The organism is Pyxidicoccus sp. M6, from assembly GCF_055568925.1.
The window spans coordinates 1974065-1993059 of sequence record NZ_CM145714.1 but is presented as its reverse complement, the minus strand read 5'-3'; the positions used below and the strand labels follow the sequence as shown (position 1 = coordinate 1993059).

At 71.9% G+C, this 18995-nt stretch carries 14 protein-coding genes; 8 read left to right on the top strand and 6 right to left on the bottom strand.

Annotation, left to right across the window (positions count from 1 at the left end; translation table 11 throughout):
• Positions 1 to 141: 141 nt before the first annotated feature.
• The 7 genes from ACVTJA_RS08335 to ACVTJA_RS08305 all read left to right on the top strand — a co-directional run bounded on the left by ACVTJA_RS08335 (position 142) and on the right by ACVTJA_RS08305 (position 9627).
• On the top strand, positions 142 to 876 hold the full coding sequence (locus ACVTJA_RS08335) for a 16S rRNA (uracil(1498)-N(3))-methyltransferase (protein WP_465835331.1): 735 nt from the start codon (positions 142 to 144) through the stop codon (positions 874 to 876).
• Between the two features lie 110 nt (positions 877 to 986).
• The gene (locus ACVTJA_RS08330) at positions 987 to 1253 is read left to right on the top strand and encodes a GlsB/YeaQ/YmgE family stress response membrane protein (protein WP_465835329.1); all 267 of its coding nucleotides are present in this window, start codon (positions 987 to 989) and stop codon (positions 1251 to 1253) included.
• Positions 1254 to 1419: 166 nt separating this feature from the next.
• On the top strand, positions 1420 to 2745 hold the full coding sequence (locus ACVTJA_RS08325; protein ID WP_465835328.1) for an RDD family protein: 1326 nt from the start codon (positions 1420 to 1422) through the stop codon (positions 2743 to 2745).
• A gap of 51 nt (positions 2746 to 2796) precedes the next feature.
• Positions 2797 to 5787 (top strand): HEAT repeat domain-containing protein, encoded by a 2991-nt coding sequence (locus tag ACVTJA_RS08320; protein WP_465835326.1) that lies wholly within the window; start codon positions 2797 to 2799, stop codon positions 5785 to 5787.
• Between the two features lie 48 nt (positions 5788 to 5835).
• Complete coding sequence (locus ACVTJA_RS08315; protein WP_465835324.1) at positions 5836 to 6621, top strand: phosphodiesterase; 786 nt, start codon at positions 5836 to 5838, stop codon at positions 6619 to 6621.
• A 70-nt stretch (positions 6622 to 6691) separates the two neighbouring features.
• Positions 6692 to 8230, top strand: coding sequence for a sensor histidine kinase (locus ACVTJA_RS08310; protein ID WP_465835323.1), 1539 nt, complete (start codon positions 6692 to 6694; stop codon positions 8228 to 8230).
• On the top strand, positions 8227 to 9627 hold the full coding sequence (locus tag ACVTJA_RS08305; RefSeq protein WP_465835321.1) for a sigma-54-dependent transcriptional regulator: 1401 nt from the start codon (positions 8227 to 8229) through the stop codon (positions 9625 to 9627). Before ACVTJA_RS08310 ends, ACVTJA_RS08305 begins: the two co-directional genes overlap by 4 nt.
• A 19-nt stretch (positions 9628 to 9646) precedes the next feature.
• Here the strand turns inward: ACVTJA_RS08305 and ACVTJA_RS08300 are convergent, their stop codons facing one another.
• Entirely contained in the window at positions 9647 to 10465 is an 819-nt protein-coding gene (locus ACVTJA_RS08300) for a dienelactone hydrolase family protein (RefSeq protein WP_465835319.1), read from the bottom strand.
• Positions 10466 to 10553: 88 nt separating this feature from the next.
• On the opposite strand from ACVTJA_RS08300, the gene ACVTJA_RS08295 reads away from it, so the two are divergent.
• On the top strand, positions 10554 to 11510 hold the full coding sequence (locus tag ACVTJA_RS08295) for a GlxA family transcriptional regulator (protein ID WP_465835317.1): 957 nt from the start codon (positions 10554 to 10556) through the stop codon (positions 11508 to 11510).
• 7 nt (positions 11511 to 11517) lie between these two features.
• Here ACVTJA_RS08295 and ACVTJA_RS08290 read toward each other — a convergent pair whose 3' ends face one another.
• The 5 genes from ACVTJA_RS08290 to ACVTJA_RS08270 form a co-directional block, all read right to left on the bottom strand.
• Positions 11518 to 12906, bottom strand: a complete 1389-nt coding sequence (locus tag ACVTJA_RS08290) for a WS/DGAT/MGAT family O-acyltransferase (RefSeq protein ID WP_465835315.1) — start codon at positions 12904 to 12906, stop codon at positions 11518 to 11520.
• Positions 12907 to 12968: 62 nt separating this feature from the next.
• Complete coding sequence (locus ACVTJA_RS08285) at positions 12969 to 13766, bottom strand: hypothetical protein (protein ID WP_465835313.1); 798 nt, start codon at positions 13764 to 13766, stop codon at positions 12969 to 12971.
• A gap of 61 nt (positions 13767 to 13827) precedes the next feature.
• Entirely contained in the window at positions 13828 to 14643 is an 816-nt protein-coding gene (locus ACVTJA_RS08280) for a hypothetical protein (protein WP_465835312.1), read from the bottom strand.
• 95 nt (positions 14644 to 14738) lie between these two features.
• Entirely contained in the window at positions 14739 to 15737 is a 999-nt protein-coding gene (locus ACVTJA_RS08275) for a class I SAM-dependent methyltransferase (protein ID WP_465835310.1), read from the bottom strand.
• A gap of 151 nt (positions 15738 to 15888) precedes the next feature.
• The gene (locus ACVTJA_RS08270) at positions 15889 to 18981 is read right to left on the bottom strand and encodes an aminotransferase class I/II-fold pyridoxal phosphate-dependent enzyme (RefSeq protein WP_465835309.1); all 3093 of its coding nucleotides are present in this window, start codon (positions 18979 to 18981) and stop codon (positions 15889 to 15891) included.
• Positions 18982 to 18995 lie beyond the last annotated feature (14 nt).

The following is an 18995-nucleotide window of genomic DNA, read 5'->3' as shown; positions in this document are numbered from 1 at the left end:
GACGCGGCGCTGCCCGTGGGGAAGAAGCCCGCGGAGGAAGAGGAGGGTGAGACGAAGTGAACTGGCGCATGACGACGGCTTCCTGTTGAAGTCGCGCCCCCGCGCGGGACGTCCCGCGCACGCCTTCTGGAGGAAGCCGCCGTGGTCCGCCTCTTCGTCCCGCTGCCGGAGCCCGCCCCCGCCGAGGTGGAGCTGACCGGAGAACGCCGCCACTACCTCCTCCACGTGCTGCGCCTGGAGGAAGGCGACGCGCTGGAGGTCTTCGACGGAAGGGGCCGCGCCTTCGAGGCTCGCGTGGCAGGCGTGGGCGCGGAAGCCGTGCGGGTGACGCTCGGCACCGCGCGCGTGGCGCCTCCCCGCCGCGCGGTGAGCGTGCTTCAGGGACTGCCCAAGGGAGACAAGCTGGAGCTGGTGCTGCAGAAGGGCACGGAATTGGGCGCCGCCGCGTTCCTCCCCGTGGCCACCGCGCGCAGCGTGGTGAAGCTGGAGCCGAAGCGCGCGGAGGAGCGCACCTCGCGGTGGATGAAGATTGTCGAGGAGGCCTCGCGCCAGTGTCGCCGCGACGACGTGCCGCGCGTGGAGACGCCACGTCCTCTATTGGAAGCCGCGCGCGCGCTGGAGCCGGGCACGGTGGTGCTGGTGCTGGACGAGGAGGAGTCCGCGGTGCCGCTGAGCGAGGCCTTCCGCGCGGCGGGCCCCGGGACGCCGGTGGCGCTCGTCATTGGACCTGAGGGCGGGCTTGCGCGCGACGAGGTGGATGCACTCGGGAAACTGGGCGCGCGCAACGTCACCCTGGGCAAACGCATCCTTCGCACGGAGACGGCGGCTCTCGCGGCTCTCGCGGTGATGATGCACCTGGATGGAGAACTCGGGTAGCGGGCGGCCAGGCGAGCGCCCGGCGCCATCGGGTTCCCAATGTCGGATGGTGATTCCTACGTTTCTGCCGTCCGGGACCTCATGGGTCCCTCAACACAGGAGAGACACTCATGGGGATCATCGCATTCATCGTCATCGGCCTCATCGCGGGTCTCATCGCCCGCGCCATCCTTCCGGGGCGGCAGAGCATGGGTCTGGTGGCGACGACGTTGCTCGGCATGGTGGGCTCGCTCGTGGGCGGCCTGATTGGCTCGCTCTTCCAGCGTGACGGCCGTCTGTTCGACCTGCGCCCGTCGGGCATCATCATGTCGGTGATTGGCGCCATCGTCGTCCTCATGCTGGTCGGGGTCGCTGGACGACGGCGCGTCCATGCCTAGGCGTGAAGCCCCACACACACAACGTCTCGAAGGGGACGTGTGGCTGAAGACGTTGACGAGCCCCTGACGGTTCCTCAGGCGAGGAGCCTCGGGGGCTCGCACTTTTCTTGCCCCCCGCGCGTGAACGCCTTTTCATGTGGCTGCCGTTCATGCCGGGAGGAGTCCGTTGTCCAAGTGCCTGAAGTGCGGTGCCACGCTTCCGCCCGTGGGGGATTGCACCTCCTGCGCCACCACCGTTCGTGACACCCCGGTGCCGAGCCTGCTCGACCGGGACATCCGCATCGACCGCCGCTCGGCGGAGCGCGCCTCGGAGCCGGCCTTCGTGGACGCCGCGCATGCACCGCCGTCCGTGGCCCCGCTGGCCGCGCCGCTTCCGCCTCCCGCCGCTCCTCGCGCCGCCGCCGCGCAGCCCGGTCACCCGGGTGTCGCCGCTCCGCGCATGCCCGCGCCGCAGCCGGGTCATCCGGGTGTCGCCGCTCCTCACGCGGCTCCGCAGCAGCCTCCCGCCGCTCCGCGTGCCGCGGCGCCGCAGCAGCCTCCCGCCGCTCCGCGTGCCGCGGCGCCGCAGCAGCCTCCCGTTCCTCGCGCGGCGCCGCAGCAGCAGCAGGCTCCCGCCGCTCCTCGTGCCGCGCAGCCGCCCGCGGGCTCTCCGATGACGCCCGCCTACGGCACGCCCACGGCGGCCCCGGCTCCGCGCGCGCAGGCTCCGGCTCCCGGTGTCGCGGCTCCTGCTCCGGCCGGCCTGCCTCGCATGGAGGCTGCGGCTCCCGCGCCTTCCGCGCAGCCCCGCATGGAGGCCGCGGCTCCGGCTCAGCCGTCGGGTCTGCCTCGCATGGAGGCTCCGGCTCCTGCTCCGTCGGGCATGCCTCGTGTGGAGAGCGCGGCTCCGGCGCAGTCGCCGGGCCTGCCTCGCATGGAGTCCGTGCCCCCGGCTCCCGCCGCCTCGCCCAACGTCGGCATCGCTCGCGCCGAGGCGATTCGCGCTCCCGCCGCGAAGGGCATCAACGCGTCCAGCACGGTGGAGGTGCACGCGCGTCCGGCCTCGCTGTGGCGCCGGCTGCTGTCCTTCACCATCGACACCGCGGCCATCGCGGGCGTCGCGGCGCTCTACATCACCCTCGCCTCCTCGGTGACGGGGACGAAGGCGCCCACGGCCGGGCTGGTGGGCCTGGATGCCTTCGTCGCGTGGCTGCGCGCGTTCCACACCGTGCTGCTGCCGGGGTTTTTCCTGGTGCTGGTCCTGGCGCTCGTGTACTGCGCCGTGGCGGCCTTCCTCTGGAATGGTCGCACGCTCGGCCGGCTGCTCCTCGGGCTGCGGCTCGTGGATACGCACGGCCTGGCCCCGGCACCGGGTCGCGCCATTGTCCGCGCGGTACTCGCCAGCCTTTCGTTCGTGCTGTTCCTGGGTGGCTTCTGGATGGCGCTTTTCGATCGGCGCGGACAGACACTGCATGACAAGCTGACGTCCACCTTCGTCGTCCAGCCGAGCTGACCCTTCATTCATTGTGCCTTGCGGCCGCGGCCGTAAGATGCCGCGTCCTACATGCCTGCCCGCCTTGCCCAGCTCCTCGTCTCGCGCATGCTTCTCTCTCAGGAGAAGGCGGGGGAGCTGCTGCGCCAGCAACAGACCCAGGGCGGGCTCCTGGACACGGTGCTGCTCGAGCAGCGTGTCCTCGGCGAGGCGGACGTGCTCGCGCTGCTGGGCGAGGTCTCCGGCTTCCGGCCGGTGAACCTGATGGACTTCGAGCCCAACACGGACGTCGCCTCCTTCATCCCGCCGAAAATCGCCGAGCGCCTGTGCGTCGTGCCGCTGTCCCTGGACGGCAACACGCTGCACGTGGCGTGCGGCTACCCGGTGCCGAAGAAGGAGCTCGACGAGGTGGGCTTCCTGCTCGGCAAGCCGCTCGAGCTGTGGGTGGCCACCGAGGTGCGCGTCCGCGAGTGGGTCTCCAACATCTACCGCCTGCCGCTCGCGCCGCGCTTCACCCGGCTCGCCGCCGCGCTGGACCCGGAGCGCCTCGCCGCCGCCGCGCCTCCGCCCAAGCCGGCCGCGCAGGAGGACACGCTCACGGCGGACATGGTGGAGCGACTGGCGCGCTCCGTGGCGCAGGAGCCGCTGGCTCCCGAGGTGCGCAGCGCTCCGCGTGAGCCGGCCGCGCCCCAGCGCGCCGAGCCTCCCGCGCGAGAGCCGCAGCGCCAGCCCCCGCCGCCTCCGCCCGAGGCGAACATTCCGCCGCCGGCCTACGTCCGCGCGCCGCTGCGGCTGAACATGCCGAAGGAGCCGACCGCGCAGCAGCAGCCCGCGCCCAAGGCCGCGCCTCCTGTCGTCACCACGGCTCCGCAGCAGCCCGCGCCCAAGGCCGCGCCTCCTGTCGTCACCACGGCTCCGCAGCAGCCCGTGGCGAAGGCCGCGCCGCCCGTCGTCACCGCCGGTCCGCAGCCCGCACCGAAGGCCGCTCCGCCCGTCGTCACCACGCCCCCTCAGCAGCCCGCGCCCAAGGCCGCTCCGCCCGTCGTCACCGCGAGCCCGCAGCAGCCCGTGGCGAAGGCCGCACCGCCCGTCGTCACCGCCGGCCCGCAGACCGCGCCCGTCCCGCCCGCGAAGCCCGCGACGGCTCCCGCCACGAGCGCTCCGCCGGTGCTCCAGGCCACGCCGTCCGGCGCCACGAACGGCTCACAGCGCGCTCCCGCGCAACCCGCCTCCGCCTCGGGCTCGCCGCAGGTGTGGCCGCCCGGACCGGCGAATGCCGCCACCGGCGCGCCGCAGGTCTGGCCTCCGGGTGCCTCCACGGCTCCCGTCTCGGAGGCACCGGCCACGCTGCGCTTCCCCTCGCCCTTCGCGAAGGCCGACGCGCAGCCCGCGTCCGCGCGTACCTCGGAGCCCGCGTTCCTCGTCTTCCCCAATCCCGGCGCCGCGCCGCGCCCGGCCGAGCCGGCCCCCGCGCCTTCCCGTCCGCAGCCGCAGGCTCCCGCGAGCCAGGAGGTGCCGGACTGGACGCTGGCCCAGGCGCGCGCCGCGCTGAAGGAAGCCACCAAGGACCGGGACCGGCTCATCGACGTCGCGCTGCGCTTCGGCCGCCGCACGTTCGACTACGTGGCTTCGTTCGCCGTGGTGCGCGGTGCCGCGCAGGGCCTGGAGGCGCGCGGCGAGGGCATGATGGGCGACACGCTCACGCAGGTGTCCGTCCCGCTCGACGCGAGCAGCGTCTTCCGCACGGTGGCCGTCACGCGCGGCAGCTACGCGGGCCCGCTGCCGCCGGACGCGCTCACGCGGCACTACCTGGAGCTGTTCGGCCGGCAGTCGCCTCGCACCGTCTTCCTGTACCCGGTGGAGGTGAAGGGCCGGCTGGTGGCCATCCTCTACGGTGACTGCGGGCAGAAGCCCATCAGCCAGCGCCGCCTGTCCGACTACATCCTGTTCTGCCAGGACCTGCCGGCCGCCTTCCAGGAGCTCATCCTCTACCGCAAGCAGCGCGTGGCGGAGCTGCGCTCGACGGAGGAGCCGGAGCTGACCATCGACGTGGACGTGCCCATGGCCGCGCAGCCGGCCCCGGCGCCCGCCGTCGTCGCGGGCCTGGGCTGGAGCCCCTTCTTCGGCCGGGGCGCCGCGGGCAGCATGGGCCGCGCCGCCGCGCTGCCTCCGCGCGCGCAGTCGCAGGAGGAGCGCCCGCCGCCGGACTTCGCGCCGCTGCTCAAGCGCCTCACCGGCCCGGACGCCGCGCAGCGTGCGAATGCCATGGCCGAGCTGGCACGCTCGCCCGAGGCCAGCGCCAAGGTGCTGGCACAGCACTTCCCCGGCCCCACCGCGTGGAGCCGCCTGCCCGTGGTGGAGCTGCCCGAGGCGGACGAGTTGGGCCCCATCCCCGGCGCGCTCTCGCGCCTGGGCCGTCCCGCCGCGCACGCGCTGGCGCCGCTGCTGGACTCGCACGACGCGGACACGCGCTACTTCGCGCTGCTCACCGCCGGCAACCTGCCCTACGTGGAGCTGGTGGACGGCGTGCTGCGCGGGCTCTTCGATTTGGAGCCGGACATCTCCAGCGCCGCTCGCGTGGCGGCCTCGGCCCTCAAGCAGCTCCCCCGGCTGGACGCGGCCATGCGCGAGTTGCGCCAGGAGCTGAACAGCCGGGACGCGATGCGCCGCTCGCTGGCCGCGCGGGCGCTGGGCGCGCTGCATGACCGCGAGGCGATTGAAGGCCTCATCCAGCTCACCGGCAGCGACGACGAGATGTGCGCCCAGGCCGGCGCCGAGGCGCTGCGCGAGGTGACGCGCGCCACCATCGGCCTCAACCCCCGTCAGTGGGGGGCGTGGTGGGTGGAGAACCGCAGCCGCCGTCGGGCGGACTGGCTCGTCACGGCGCTGCGCCACAAGGAGCTCGACGTGCGGCTGGCGGCGATTGAAGAGCTGAGCCGCGCCCTCAACGACACGCTCGGCTACTACGCGGACGCCCCCGAGGCCGAGCGCGAGGTGGCGGTGCGCCGCTGGGAGGCCGCGGCGGTGGACCCGGCCAACGCCCGCCGGCTCGGCATGCTGTAGCGGACCGCGAGGGGCGCGCACGCGGCCGTTGCTGGTAGCCTGCGAGCCATGCTCCTCGCGCAGATTTCCGACCTCCACATCGGCGCTTCCGGCTCGGAAATAGAACGCAGCTCTGGCAGCTCCGGGTTCCTGGAGCGCGCCGTGCGGCACCTGTGTCATCTGGAGCCGCGCCCGGACGCGGTGCTGGTAACGGGCGACCTCGTCCACGACGGGCTGCCCGAGGAGTACGCGCGGCTCGCGGCACTGCTGAAGCCGCTGCCCATGCCGTGGTTCGTCATCCCCGGCAATCATGACGACCGCGAGCAGCTACGGGCCGCCTTCGGGCACCTCGGCTACCTGCCCGCGAGCGGCTTCCTGCACTACGTGGTGGACCAGGGCCCGCTGCGGCTCATCGGATTGGACACGCATGTGCCGGGCAAGCCGGGCGGCCTGCTGTGCGCGGAGCGGCAGGCGTGGCTCGACGCGCGGCTCACCGAGGCGCCCCGGCGGCCGACGCTGGTGTTCATGCACCACCCGCCGTTCCGCACCGGCATCACCGCGATGGATGCGATGGGATTGGAGGGCTCGGAGGGGCTGGCCACGGTGGTTGGCCGGCACCCTCAGGTGGAGCGCGTGCTGTGTGGCCACCTGCACCGGCCCATCGTGAAGCGCTTCGCTGGCACGGTGGCCAGCACGTGCCCGAGCACCATGCTCCAGGTGGAGCTCGACCTGGGAGTGCCGGGCCGCCTCTCGGTGCTCCCCGAGCCGCCCGCCTGCCAGCTCCACCTGTGGAGCGAGGAGGCCGGGCTCGTCTCGCACCTCAGCTACATCGACGACTTCCGGCGCAAGGCATGAGGATGTTGTTGCCTCACTCCGCACACGTGCTCGACACACGGGCTGACCTCCGTGAGCCCGGGAGCACCGCATGACGGGTGTCACGGGGCTCAGCCTGGTGGCGTGCGTAGGGTTGTTGGCGCTCGCGGGAATCGCGCTCTCGCGCGTGGGGCGCAGCCCGCTGGCGCTGCCGCTGTCGTTGCTGGCCATCACGCTGGCCACGTGGAACTTCTCCGGCTTCGCGCTGGAGCGCTCGGGTGACACCGGCTGGCCGCTGGTGGGCTTCGCGGCGGAATTGATGACGGTGCCCTGCACGCTGCACTTCATCCTGTCCTTCGTGGGACGGCGCCGTCGCTTCGCGTGGGCCATGTACGGCACCTATGCCGTCGCCAGCGCGCTGGGCATGGCCATCCTCGCGGGGCTGGGCGCGCCTTCCTTCGCGGACCGCCTCCTCACGCAGCGCTTCGGCATCATCGTCACGGCACTGGTGGGGCCGCCGTTGGCCGGGGGCTTCGCTCTGCTGGTGCTGCACCTGCGCCGCGCGCAGCACGCGGATGAGCGGGCCCGCGCGGGCCTCGTGCTCCTGGGCCTGACGTTGCTGGTGGCCCTGCTGCTGACGGAGCTCGCGGCGGAACTGGGGCTCCAGGTGCCTCGGCTGGGCAGCCTGGGCACGCTGCTCGGCGTGCCGGTGATGGCCACGGTGGCGCTGCGCTTCGGACTCTTCGGCCAGGACGGCCAGGACCTGGGCGCACCGCGCATGGCGCTGCACGCGGCGGTGGTGGCGGGCCTCGGTGTGCTCGCGTACCTCGCCGTGTTCCGCTTCTTCGCAGGGCAGGCGGGCGTGCTGGTGGTGTGCACCACGGCGGTGACGTTCGCCCTCGTGGCCGCCACGCGCCGGGGCGTCACCGCCTTCGTCACCCATAGCGAGCGCATGGAGCGGCTGGCCACCCTGGGCCGCTTCTCCGCGCAGATGGCGCATGACTTGAAGAACCCCATCGCCGCGATGAAGGGCGCCGCGCAGTACCTCAAGGAGGAGCACGCGCGAGGACAGCCCTGGGACGGCCACGGCGAGTTCCTCGACCTGCTGCTGGAGCAGGTGGAGCGCTTGGACCGCGTGGTGGACACGTACCAGCGCCTCGCCCGCGTAGAGCCGCTGCCGCGCCCGGTGGACCTGGGCCGGCTCGTGGAGGGCGTGTTGTCCCTCCAGTCCTTCGCGAGCCCGGGCCAGGTCTCCATCGTCCGCGAGCTGACGCCGGGCCTGCCTCCGTGCTCGGGGGACGAGGACCTGCTGGCCAACGCGCTGGAGAACCTGGTGCGCAACGCCTTCGAGGCGATGCCGAAGGGAGGCACCCTCACGGTGCGCGCGCTGCGTGACGGCGCGGGTGTGGCGCTGGAGGTGGAGGACACCGGCGAGGGCATGGACGCGCGCACCCGGGAGCGCGCCTTCGACGACTTCTTCACCACCAAGGCCTCGGGCAGCGGGCTGGGGCTGGCCTTCGTGCGGCGCGTGGTGGAGGCACACGGTGGTGAGGTGTCCCTGACAAGCCGGGAGGGGCACGGTACGGTGGTCCGCCTGCGCCTGCCTGCGGGCGCGAGGCACCTGTCGAACGGGGAAGGAGCGGCCGCGTGAGCGAGCCATTGAAGGGGAACGTACTGCTGGTGGATGACGACCCGGCGGTGGCCAAGGTGCTGGGCGCGCTGCTGACGCAGGCGGGGCTGACGACGCACACGGCCCGGGACGGGACGGAAGCGCTCGCGCTGCTGGGGCGCAAGCCCATCGACGTGGTGGTGAGCGACGTGCGCATGCCGGGCATGGACGGCATGCAGTTGTTGGGCGAGGTGTCACGCGGCTGGCCGGACGTGCCCGTCATCCTGCTCACCGCGCACGGCACGGTGCCGCTGGCGGTGGAGGCGATGAAGGCGGGCGCGGCGGACTTCGTGCTCAAGCCGTTCGACCGTGAGGAGATTCTCTTCACCATCCGCAAGGCGCTGCTGCGCGCGAATGACGACACCGCGCGTGAGCCGCTCCGCGCGCCGAGCCCCTTCATCGGCCGCAGCAAGGCCATGGCGGACGTGCAGGCGATGCTCGCGAAGGCGGCCACGGGCACGGCCACGGTGCTGCTGCGGGGTGAGTCCGGCACGGGCAAGGAGCTGGCGGCGAAGGCGGTGCACGAAGGCAGCCCGCGTCGCAACGGGCCCTTCGTGAAGCTGCACTGCGCGGCGCTGCCCGACACGCTGCTGGAGAGCGAGCTGTTCGGCTACGAGAAGGGCGCCTTCACCGGCGCGGCCACGCGCAAGCCGGGCCGCGTGGAGCTGGCCCACGGCGGCACGCTGTTCCTGGACGAGGTGGGCGACATCCCCCTCTCCATGCAGGTGAAGCTGCTGCGAGTGATTCAGGAGCGCGAGCTGGAGCGGCTGGGCGGCACGCAGCAGGTGAAGGTGGACGTGCGCTTCGTCGCGGCCACGCACCAGCCGCTGGAGGAGTTGGTGAAGGCGGGCCGCTTCCGCGAGGACCTCTTCTATCGGCTCAACGTGGTGCCGGTGGAGCTGCCCCCGCTGCGCGCGCGCCCCGAGGACATCGAGCCGCTGGCGAGACACTTCCTCGACGTCCACGCGAAAACCAACGGCCGGCCGCCCTTCACGCTCACGCCGGAAGGGCTGGCGGTGCTCCAGGCACAGCCGTGGCCCGGCAACGTGCGCCAGCTCCAGAACTTCCTGGAGCGGCTGGTGGTGCTCTCGGACGGACAGGTGCTCACGGGTGAAGAGGTGACGCGCGAGCTGGCGCGGCAGCCGGGCCTGTCCCCTGCCCCCGCCGTGCCCCCGCAGCCCGTGCCTGCTGGGAGCACGAGCGTGCCCGCGCCCGCGGACTCGGGACTCACGCTGGAGTCCCAGCGCAAGGGCATGGAGAAGCAGGCGCTGGTGGATGCGCTGAAGCGTGCGGGTGACAACCGCACGCTGGCGGCGCGGCTGCTCGGCATCAGCCGGCGCACGCTCTACAACAAGCTGGAGGAGCACGGGCTGCTGTAGCCCGTGACGCGCATTCCAGTCACGCCAGCAGCCGCCGCCGGAAGAACGCCAGGACCTCGTCTCTCGCGGCGGCGGTGGGCTCGCCTGCCTTGTCGACGAGATGCACGGTCAGGACGCTGTGGGGCGTCGGGATGAACCGGAAGAAGTCGTCGGGGCGCTCGGACTTCGGGCCCGCGGCGCTGTCCGGAAGCACGCGCGCCTGGAAGCGGTCTCCGAGCGCGCGCTGATAGGCGGCGAAGCGCTCCGCGCGACAGAAGGCATCACCCTCGAAGCGATAGGCGAGCACGGTGAGGTCTTCTCCCTCCAGTCGCTGCCGCACGCGCTCCAGTTCCTCGGGGGCGATTTGAATCCCCGCGGGGCTGTCGAATGGCAGCGACGGCTGTGACAGCACCGGAGCCATCACCGACTTCTCCAGCATCATCGACAGCGCGAAGCCGCCGGTGAAGCACATGCCCACCGCGCCCACACCCGGGCCGCCGCATTCCGCGTGCGCGTGCGTGGCGAGCGCCCGCAGCCATACCGTGATGGGGCTCGACTCGTTCGCGGCGAGCGCCCGGAACTCCTTGCTGATGCACGCGCGCTGGAAGATGTCCCGTCCCTCCTTCGCGGTGGGCACGGCACCGTCACGGCCGAAGAGGCTCGGCATCCATGCGGTGAAGCCGGCATCCCTCACCCAGCGGGCGAAGCGCGCGACGCGCGGGCTGATGCCCGGCATCTCGGCCATCACGATGACCGCGGGACCGGTGCCCGCCGTGTAGACCTTCCGCGTCTCCCCCAGCAGCGTGACGTCGCGGTGCTGAAAATCCTCGAGCAGGTCGTCCTCTTCGAGATTGCGCATGTCGCATCCTTTCCACGCACATCAGAGCCACGGCTCGCGTGCGGCCGCCAGTGTCGGAAAAGACATTTTTCGGGCAGATTCAGACACCATGGCCTTCACCATCATCGTCCTGGAAGGCGCCTTCGCGGCGGGCGTCGCGGCGACGCTCGACATGCTGCAGGCAGCACGCACGCTGGGGGCGAAGTCCCTGCGCTTCGAGGTGTGCTCGGTCGACGGCGGCCAGGTGCCGCTCTCCTCGGGTGTGAGCATCGAGACATCGCGCCTGCGCACCGGGGCCCGCGGTGACAGGACGACCTGGGTCATCCCGGGCCTCGGTACGACGCACGCTGCCGCCGTCCGCGCGCGGCTCGCGCGACCCGATGCCATGAAACTCTCGAAGGCGATTGCCCGCCATGTCTCGCGCGGAGGGCGCGTTGCCGCCTCATGCTCGGCCGTCTTCCTCCTGCAACAGGCGGGCGTGCTGGCCCACCGCCGGGCCACCACCACCTGGTGGCTCGCGGGCCTGCTCGCCGAGATGGAACGGGAATGCACCGTCGATGCGAACGCGATGGTCCGTGCGGATGGCCCCGTCATCACGGCTGGGGCGGCCTTCGCGCAGACCGACCTCATGCTGCACCTGCTGCGAGAACACTGCGGGGCGCGGCTGGTGGACCTCCTCGCGCGCACGCTGCTGCTCGATGGCCGGCAGGCACAGGCGAAGTACGTTGCACCGGAACTGCTGGCGAACGGTGACGCGCTGATTGCGCGCATCACGTCGGAGCTTGAAGCGCATTTCCCCAATCCCCCGAGTGTCGCCAGGCTCGCCTCGCGCCTCGGCATGACGGAGCGGACCCTGTCGCGCCACGTGCATCGCGCGACAGGCCGGAGCACGCTTGCGCTCGTCCATAGCGTCAAGCTCCGGCGCGCGCAGGCGCTGCTTCAGTCCACGCGCATGAGCGTCGACGACGTCGCCGCGGAGGTCGGCTACCAGGACGCTGGCGCCCTCCGGCGTCTGTTGAAGAAGCTCGGCGGTGGCTCTCCTCGCGCGCTCCGCGCGGCTTCGTGAATCGGGCTCATTCCTCCCTCAGAGGAGGCGCCTCCGCCAGCGCTTCCATCTCGTCGTGGAACGCGCGGATGAGCTCATGCGGGTCCGGCATCCTCCCCGCATCCGAGGCCACACCCACCGTCACCTTCCCCGCGTAGCTGAAGAGGCTCACGCCCAGGCCCAGGTGTCCCGCCTGCGGCACCCAGAAGGTGAGCCCACCCAGCTTCGTGCCCGCCAGGGACACCGGCGTACGTGGGCCGGGCACGTTGGTGGCCACCAGCGTCGCCTTCGAGCCGAAGGCATCCACCATCACCCGCTCCACCGCCGCGGGCGCGTAGCCCAGCATCTCCAGCGCTCCGAAGGTCACCACCGCCTCCGGTGACTGCTTCACCTGCCCCATCCGCCGCGCCAGCTCGCGCAGGCGACGGTGCGGGTCCGCGACGTGCACGGGCAGCCGCAGGAACACCACGCCGAAGCGGTTGCCCAGCTCGCGCGGCACCGGCTCATCGAGCGGCCGCAGATTCACGGGCACCAGCGCGTGCACGTCCTCCGGTGGCACATCGCGCACCTCCAGGTACCGCCGCAGCGCTCCCGTCACCGCCGTCAGCAGCACGTCATTCACCGTGCCGCCCAGCGTGCGCCCCACCGCCTTCACCTGCTCCAGCGGCACCGGGCCCGACCACGCCGCGCGCTTCTCCGTCCCCAGCGGCCCGCGCAGGGGCGTGTGCGGGTCCGGTGGAATCACCAGCAGCTTCCCCATCGCCGCCACGCCTCGCGCGCCCTGGCGCACCAAATCACCCGCGAGGATGGGCTCCGCCGCCAGCTCCTCCGCCTTGCGCAGCACCGTCCGCGCCGCACCCGCCATTACCCGCGCCCCGCGCATCCACCGAGCCAGCCCACCGGACGCACCGTGCCGCGGCTCGCGCAGCGTCGACGCCACGCCCTCCTCCGCGCCCTCCGTGTCCGTCAGCGTCAGCAGCACCCGCGCCAGCGCGATGCCATCCGCGAGGCAGTGGTGCAGGCGGCACAGCAGCACGTCCCCACCGTCCGCGCCCTCCAGCACATGGAACTGCCACAGCGGCCGAGAGCGCTCCAGGGGCGTGCTCATCCACTGCCCCACCAGTGTCTCCAGCGCGGCGCGGTCTCCAGGCGCGGGCACCGTCAACCGCGACAGGTGCGCGTCCAGGTCCAACTCCCGCACGTCCTCCCAATGAGGAATCGCCAGCCGCCCCAGCACCACGCGCTGGCGGAAGCGCGGATAGCGCTCCACCAGTCGCTCGCGCACCACTGACCGGAGCCGCTCGTCATCCAACCGGCCCTCGAACCAGAGCACGGCGGTAATCATCATCAGGTTGGCGGGTTCCTCCATGTGGAACCACAGCGCGTCCACGCTCGCCATCCGCTCCTGCGCCGCCATCGCTCCACGTCCCTCCGGTGTGCCGGCCGGGCACCCTCCCGGCCGGCCTGCTCATGGACCCCTCACTTGAGCATCTGGTTCAGCACGAAGTCGCCCCAGAACAGCGTGCCCAGTGCGCCGAGGACGATGCCCACGATGGCCTGCCCCTTCCTCCCAATGGGAGGCGTCGCCTTCGGATCCACCTGCAGCAGTCCGATGATGGAGCAGATGAGCGCGACGAGGCCGACGCCAGGGATGAGGCTCGCCACTCCGAACATGAGCCCCGCGCGTGCCATCGCGTTGTTCATGTAGAGGTCCCACGCCTTCTGCAACGCCTCGCGAGGAACCTCCCGCTTGAAGAACAACTTGTTGCGGGTGTCCATGTAGATGGCGATGGAGACGAGCAGCGCGAAGATGCCGAAAGACACCGTCACCAGGGGGGCTCCTGACATCACGCCCCCCACCATGAAGGCGACAGGCACGCCGATGAGCGCCGGGCGGGCCCAGGGGACTCCCAGCCAGAAGAACACCTCCACCACGCCCGCCACGAACCCGAGGAGCCCGATGGGCATCGCCTCGACCGCTCCCGACGTGAAGATGGCGAAGCCACTGGCGAGGTGGAACACCGCGCCGAAGCCCACGAACCAGGCCCAGAAGTCGCGCCTGCCCCAGTACTTCAGCCGGAAGGCCTCCAAGAGGTCCACCTCGGGACGGACGGCGCAGTCCTCGCAGTAGGCCTTCCCCTCCACCACCCGGTGGTCCCGGTCGCAGAAGAAGATGCCGCACCGGGCACACGTCCCCAGCGCGGGCCTGCCCGGGTGGAGGAAACAACGGCTTCCGTCGAGCTCGGGCGTCCTGGACGCCAGCGGTTGTGCGCTCATCGGTCCCCCTGGAGAGCCCAGGGACTTTCGCACAACCCGAGCCCTGACCGGATGCGCCTCCCTACTTCTTCTCCCCCTCGGGCGCCTTGCGGTCGAACTGGAAGGTCTGCTTGGTGGCGTCATCCACCATGAGGGTGAGGACCTCCTTCTCGATGTCCCAGCGGTACGTGCCGCCCTTGAACTTCAGCTTCTTGCGGGTGAGCGGAATCACGCGCTTGTCGCCGCACACCGGGCCCACCGCCTGCCCGTCCTTCGTGCGCAGCGTCACGCGGTCCTTGCCGGACAGTTCCACCATGCCCCAGGCGCGGACCACCAGCGTGTTGCCCCGTCCCAGCGTCGGCTCGTCCAGCGAGGTGCGTAGGATGAAGCAGCCCTCGGGCGTCACCTGCAGCGTGCGCTCGTAGTCCGCGCGCGGCTGCGCCTCGAGTCGCTCGGGCCCGCCGTCCACCTCCTCCGGCAGGCTGGCCGCGGACAGTATCCACGTGCCCACCAGCTCCTCGGGTGGCTTCATGGCCGGGGCGGGCAATCCCTTGCACGGGTCCGTCCGCTCCTTCTCCGGGCTGGGCGGGGCCGGCTCGAAGGAGCGCTGGCAGGTGTTGCCACAGGTGCGCTTCGCGCACTGCGTGTCATCCGGCGCGCAGCCCGCCTTCTCCGTGCAGAGCTTGAGCCGGTCCAGCGCCTTCTCGCAGTCCTCGCGCAGGCACCGGTCCACGCACTCGGCGTCGATGCACTCGGCGACGCACGCCCAGTTGGTGGCGCCGCACACGCCGGCCACGGTGCGCGGACGCTCGGAGGCAGAGGGCGTCTGGGCGGCGGCCAGCAGCGCGGCGCCCAGCGACAGGGACACGACGACGAGGAGGACTCGGGAAGAGGGCATGCCTTCCACGCAAGCTAGCCACGCCCCTCCCGGCGCTCAGCCTCGCATCCCGCGAGCTGTCCACCCGCGAGCACTGCGCCCGCGGGCGAGTGCCCTCAGGTGAACTGCCAGCGCCAGGTGCGCACGTCGCTCGGGTCCACCAGCTCCAGCTCGAAGGAGAGCGTGTCGAAGCGCTCGAACTCGCGCGAGTCCACGCGGAGCAGCGTCATGCCCGCGTGGTTCTGCCCTCGCAAGGGCGACACGGTGAAGGACAGCTCCGCGTCGAAGGCCACCTTGTAGAAGAGGCAGAAGCCGTCCACGCGGCCCTCGTCCACCACCGGCCGCTCGTAACGCACGCGGTGCGGCAGGCCGTCCGCGGCCATCGTCTCCAAATCAAAGGCGAAGGCGGGCTCCGGGTCGCACAGCAGGTGGTCCACCTCGTACGAGCGGATGACGCGCGTGAAGTACGACGGGTTCATCGCCTCGCGCAGCGTCTGCAGGCAGCTGTAGTCCACGCTCGGGAAGCGCTGGCTCCAGATGAAGGGGATGCAGGCCTCGTCGCGCAGCTGCACCGGCTCCACGAACACCTCGAAGCGGTTGGGGAGGATGCGCCCGCCCGGCTTCAGCATGCGGGTGCGCAAATCCAACACCCTCGGCACCAGCCCCGCGTCGAAGAGCGCATCGCCCAGGAGCTCGTGCAGCAGCACGTCCACCTTCTCTGGCGGGTGGTACTGCCACGGGTGCGCGCGCACGAAGTCGATGTGCTCCAGCCCGTTGCGCCGCGCCACCCACTGCGCCGTGTCCAAAAGGCGCGAGCCGTCCACCGCGTACAGCTTCTTCGGATGGCGGCTGGCCGCCAGGAAGGTGCGCAGCCCCGAGCCGGTGCACGCATCCATCACCACGTGCCCGGGTCGGATGTACCGCTCACAGGCCTTCTGCCATACCTCCACGCGCTCCGGGTCCGCGAGCGTGTGGTCCTGCGGCGCAGGACTGGATAGGGACAGGAAGTCCGGCGTCACGTTGCGCAGCGGGAACTGAGAGACCAGCGGTAGATGGCTCAGGCGTGAACGCAGGTCCATCAATGCCTGTCTCGGCAAGTCGAGCAGATTCGGCATGGCATCCCCCCGGATGCTTGGATGTTTCGAGCCACAGACCCCGGCCGGTCCTGGCACGGGGATTTCCTACCATGCGGGACTTACCTGCACGGGCCCATCGAGCGAGGGGACAGGGTCACTGTCCCCGTGTGAACAGGCCCGACCTGCTCCGTCACGCCTTCGTGGCGCGCAGCTTCGCGCCGAAGGCCAGCAGTCGCTCGCGGGCCTTCAGCAGCTTCTCGCGGGGGATGGAGAAGACGGCGCGCACGCGCTCCGCGTCCCCACACCACGGGCCGCCGTTGAGCACCACGTGGGTGTGCTCATAGATGACGGCGGGCAGGTTCTCCGGCGTGAGGCGCACGCCGTCCACCTCGCGGCCCAGCCACGCCGTCATGCGCGGCGCGATGAAGAGGCCGCCCGCGTCGCTCGCGTCCGAGCGCCCGTCACCGGGCAGCGCCTCCGCCAGGAGCTCGCGCTTCTCCGCCAGGTCGCGCCGCATCTTCGCGAGGAAGGAGCGCAGCGCGCGGTGTCGTGACGCGTAGAGGAGCTGTCCGTCCGGGCTGCGCGCATAGGCCGCGTACAGGTACGCCGCCGCGCGTGCCGTCACCCGGTGCAGCACGCCCGGCCCGCTGTCGCGCACCGCCGCGGCCAGGGCCCTGTCGCGCGTGGCGAGCCAGCCCACGCGCAGGCCGCCCGCCGCGAACTCCTTGGACAGGCCGCCCAGCAGCACCGTGCGAGCGCCCACGCCGGGCACCGCGCCCTCCAGCGTCACCGGGCTGTGCACCGTCTCCGCCGTGGGGCTGGTGAGGTTCACCAGTCCGAAGATTTCGTCCGACACCAGGAGGCAGCGCTGCTCCACCACATACGTGGCCAGCGCCACCAGCTCCTCCTGCGTGAGGTACGTGCCGGTGGGGTTGGACGGCTGCGAGACGACGATGGCATCCGGCGCCGCGCCTCCCTGCCCCCGCCGTGCGAGCAGGCCGGACAGTGGGCCCTGCTCCACCTCGCACCCGGCGGACACGAAGGTGGGCGGCAGCACGCCGTAGCACGGCGTGGCGAGGAACACGCGAGGCGCGCGCCCCAGCCGCTGCCGCAGCGCCACGCCGAGGTGGTGGATGAGCGGCCACACGCCCGGCGCCACCGCCAGATCTTCCGGTGCGTAGCGCGCGGCACGGGACTCCAGGAGGAACGCGGCCACCGCCTCCGTCAACCCCGTCTGCGCGCCCGACTCGCGCGGCGCGGCGCTCGCGGCGATGAGGCCCTCCACCAGCGGCGCGGGCAGCGGCCCCTCGTTCTCGCCGTAGTCCAGCCGCACCAGCTCCGCGTCGTCCTCGCGGAACACCTTGGGCGCGAAGGCGGGGAAGGCCGCGAGCCGGGCGATGCGCTTCGAGCGCGGCAGCGGAACGGCGGGGGCCTTCCTCGGCGCGGGCGCTTCCGGCTCCGCGAAGGAGATGCGGAAGGACAGGAGGTCCGCGAAGGTGCGCTCGTAGAACCACTCCGCCAGCGTGCTGATGCGCGAGTACGTCACCTCCGCTGCGACTTCGAGGTCCGCGCGCAGCGGCTCCGGCACGGGGAGCAGCAGCGTCAGCTCCAGGTCCGGCCACACCGCGTTCTTGATGAGGCCGTAGAGCACCACGAGGTTGGGCGCGTACGCCTCGCGCGCGAGGAACTCGAAGAGCGTGTGCGGCTCCACTCCACCGGTGATGTTGAAGAAGGCGCTCTCGTCCAGCACCACCCAGATGCCCCGCCGCGCCGTCTCCGCGAGGATGTCGCGCAGCACCGCGAGGTTGGTGCGCTCGCCCGGCTCCACCGTCAGCAGCACCAGCTTCACGTCGAAGGCCGACAAGAGCCGGCGCACCTCCTCCAGCGTGGTGTGCGTCACCGTGGCGCGCACGCCCGCCTTCTCCAGCGCCCGCGCGTAGAGCGGGTGCAGGTTGCGCGACACCAGCACCTCGTCACCCGCGTCACACGTGGCCATCAGCAGCGAGTAGACGGCCTGCTCCCGCTCGGGCGCGACGAAGAGCTCCTCCTCCGCCAGCCGCAGCCCGAAGTACCGGTCCAGGTAGCGCACCACGCGGCGGCGGAAGGACGCGTCGCCCGCCTCGTGCGCGTACGGCATCAGCGGCCCGCGCGCGAGCCTCGCCGCCAGCTCCGCCACGAAGCCGAGCTGCTCCGCCGAGGCCGCGCCCAAATCCAGCTCCTCCTGCAGCGACGCGGCGCCCAGCTCCCGCAGGGCCGCGCGCAGGGCCAGCGTCTCGCGAGGCAGCGCGAGCTGCGCTTCCCACACCGCCACCTCGTGCCACACCGGGTGGCCGTCCTGGAGCCAGCCCAGCGCCGTGGCCGCGCGCAGCGGCTCCGGGCTGCGGGCCTCCATGAAGAACTCGAACTCGCGCCCGGTGCGCTGCTCCAGCGCCACCAGCGGGCGGATGTCCGTGTCCGCCGCCTGCATCACCCGCCGCGCCACGCGCACCTTCGTGGTGAAGCCGCGCCGGGTCAGCATGCGCTGGATGATGGGACGCCCGGGCCGGCCCGCGAGGTTGAGCAACAGCCGCCCTCCCGGCGACAGCCGCTCCGGTGCCTCGTCGAGCAGCCGCGCGATGAGCCCCAGTCCGAAGTGGTCCTCGTAGACGTTCTGCAGCGTGCAGTAGTTGGACAAGTCGTACAGCGCCTGCTCGTCGGCCTGGGACAGCTCGGAGGGCAGCGCGTCTCCCTCGCCGCGCAGCACCTGGGGGATGCAGCCCACCACGAAGTCCCACGGGGCATCCGACGGTACGCCGCGCAACAAGTCGCTCTCCCCGAAGGACAGGCGTGACACCAATGTCTCGTCGCCGTTGAGCCACGCGTTACAGCGCGCCACCACGGGCGAGTGCGGGTTGAGGTCCGCGCCGTGCACGTGCGCCAGCCGGGTGAACTTCGCCAGGGCGATGCAAATCCACCCCGAGCCCGCGCCCACCTCCACCAGGCGCTTCCCGGCGTACTCGTCCAGCGGCACGCTCAAGAGGCCCTCCATGAAGGTGTAGGCCCACGCCTCGGGGGCGAAGATGGACGGCAGGAGGAAGAGCTCCAGCCGCTCCTGCGACGCGCCCACCGCCACCGTCACCGTCACCAGCCGCAGCGGCGCCGTCTCCGGCTGGTTCCGCGTGGCCTCGGCCAGCTCGCGCAGGTCTTTCAAGGCGTGCGGGCGCCGTTCCGGATGGGAGAGGTCCTCCGACAGTGCGCGCAGCAGGTGGAAGGCATCGCGAGGTGTGGCGGGGTAGGTAGCCATGGCGCGCGGACTGT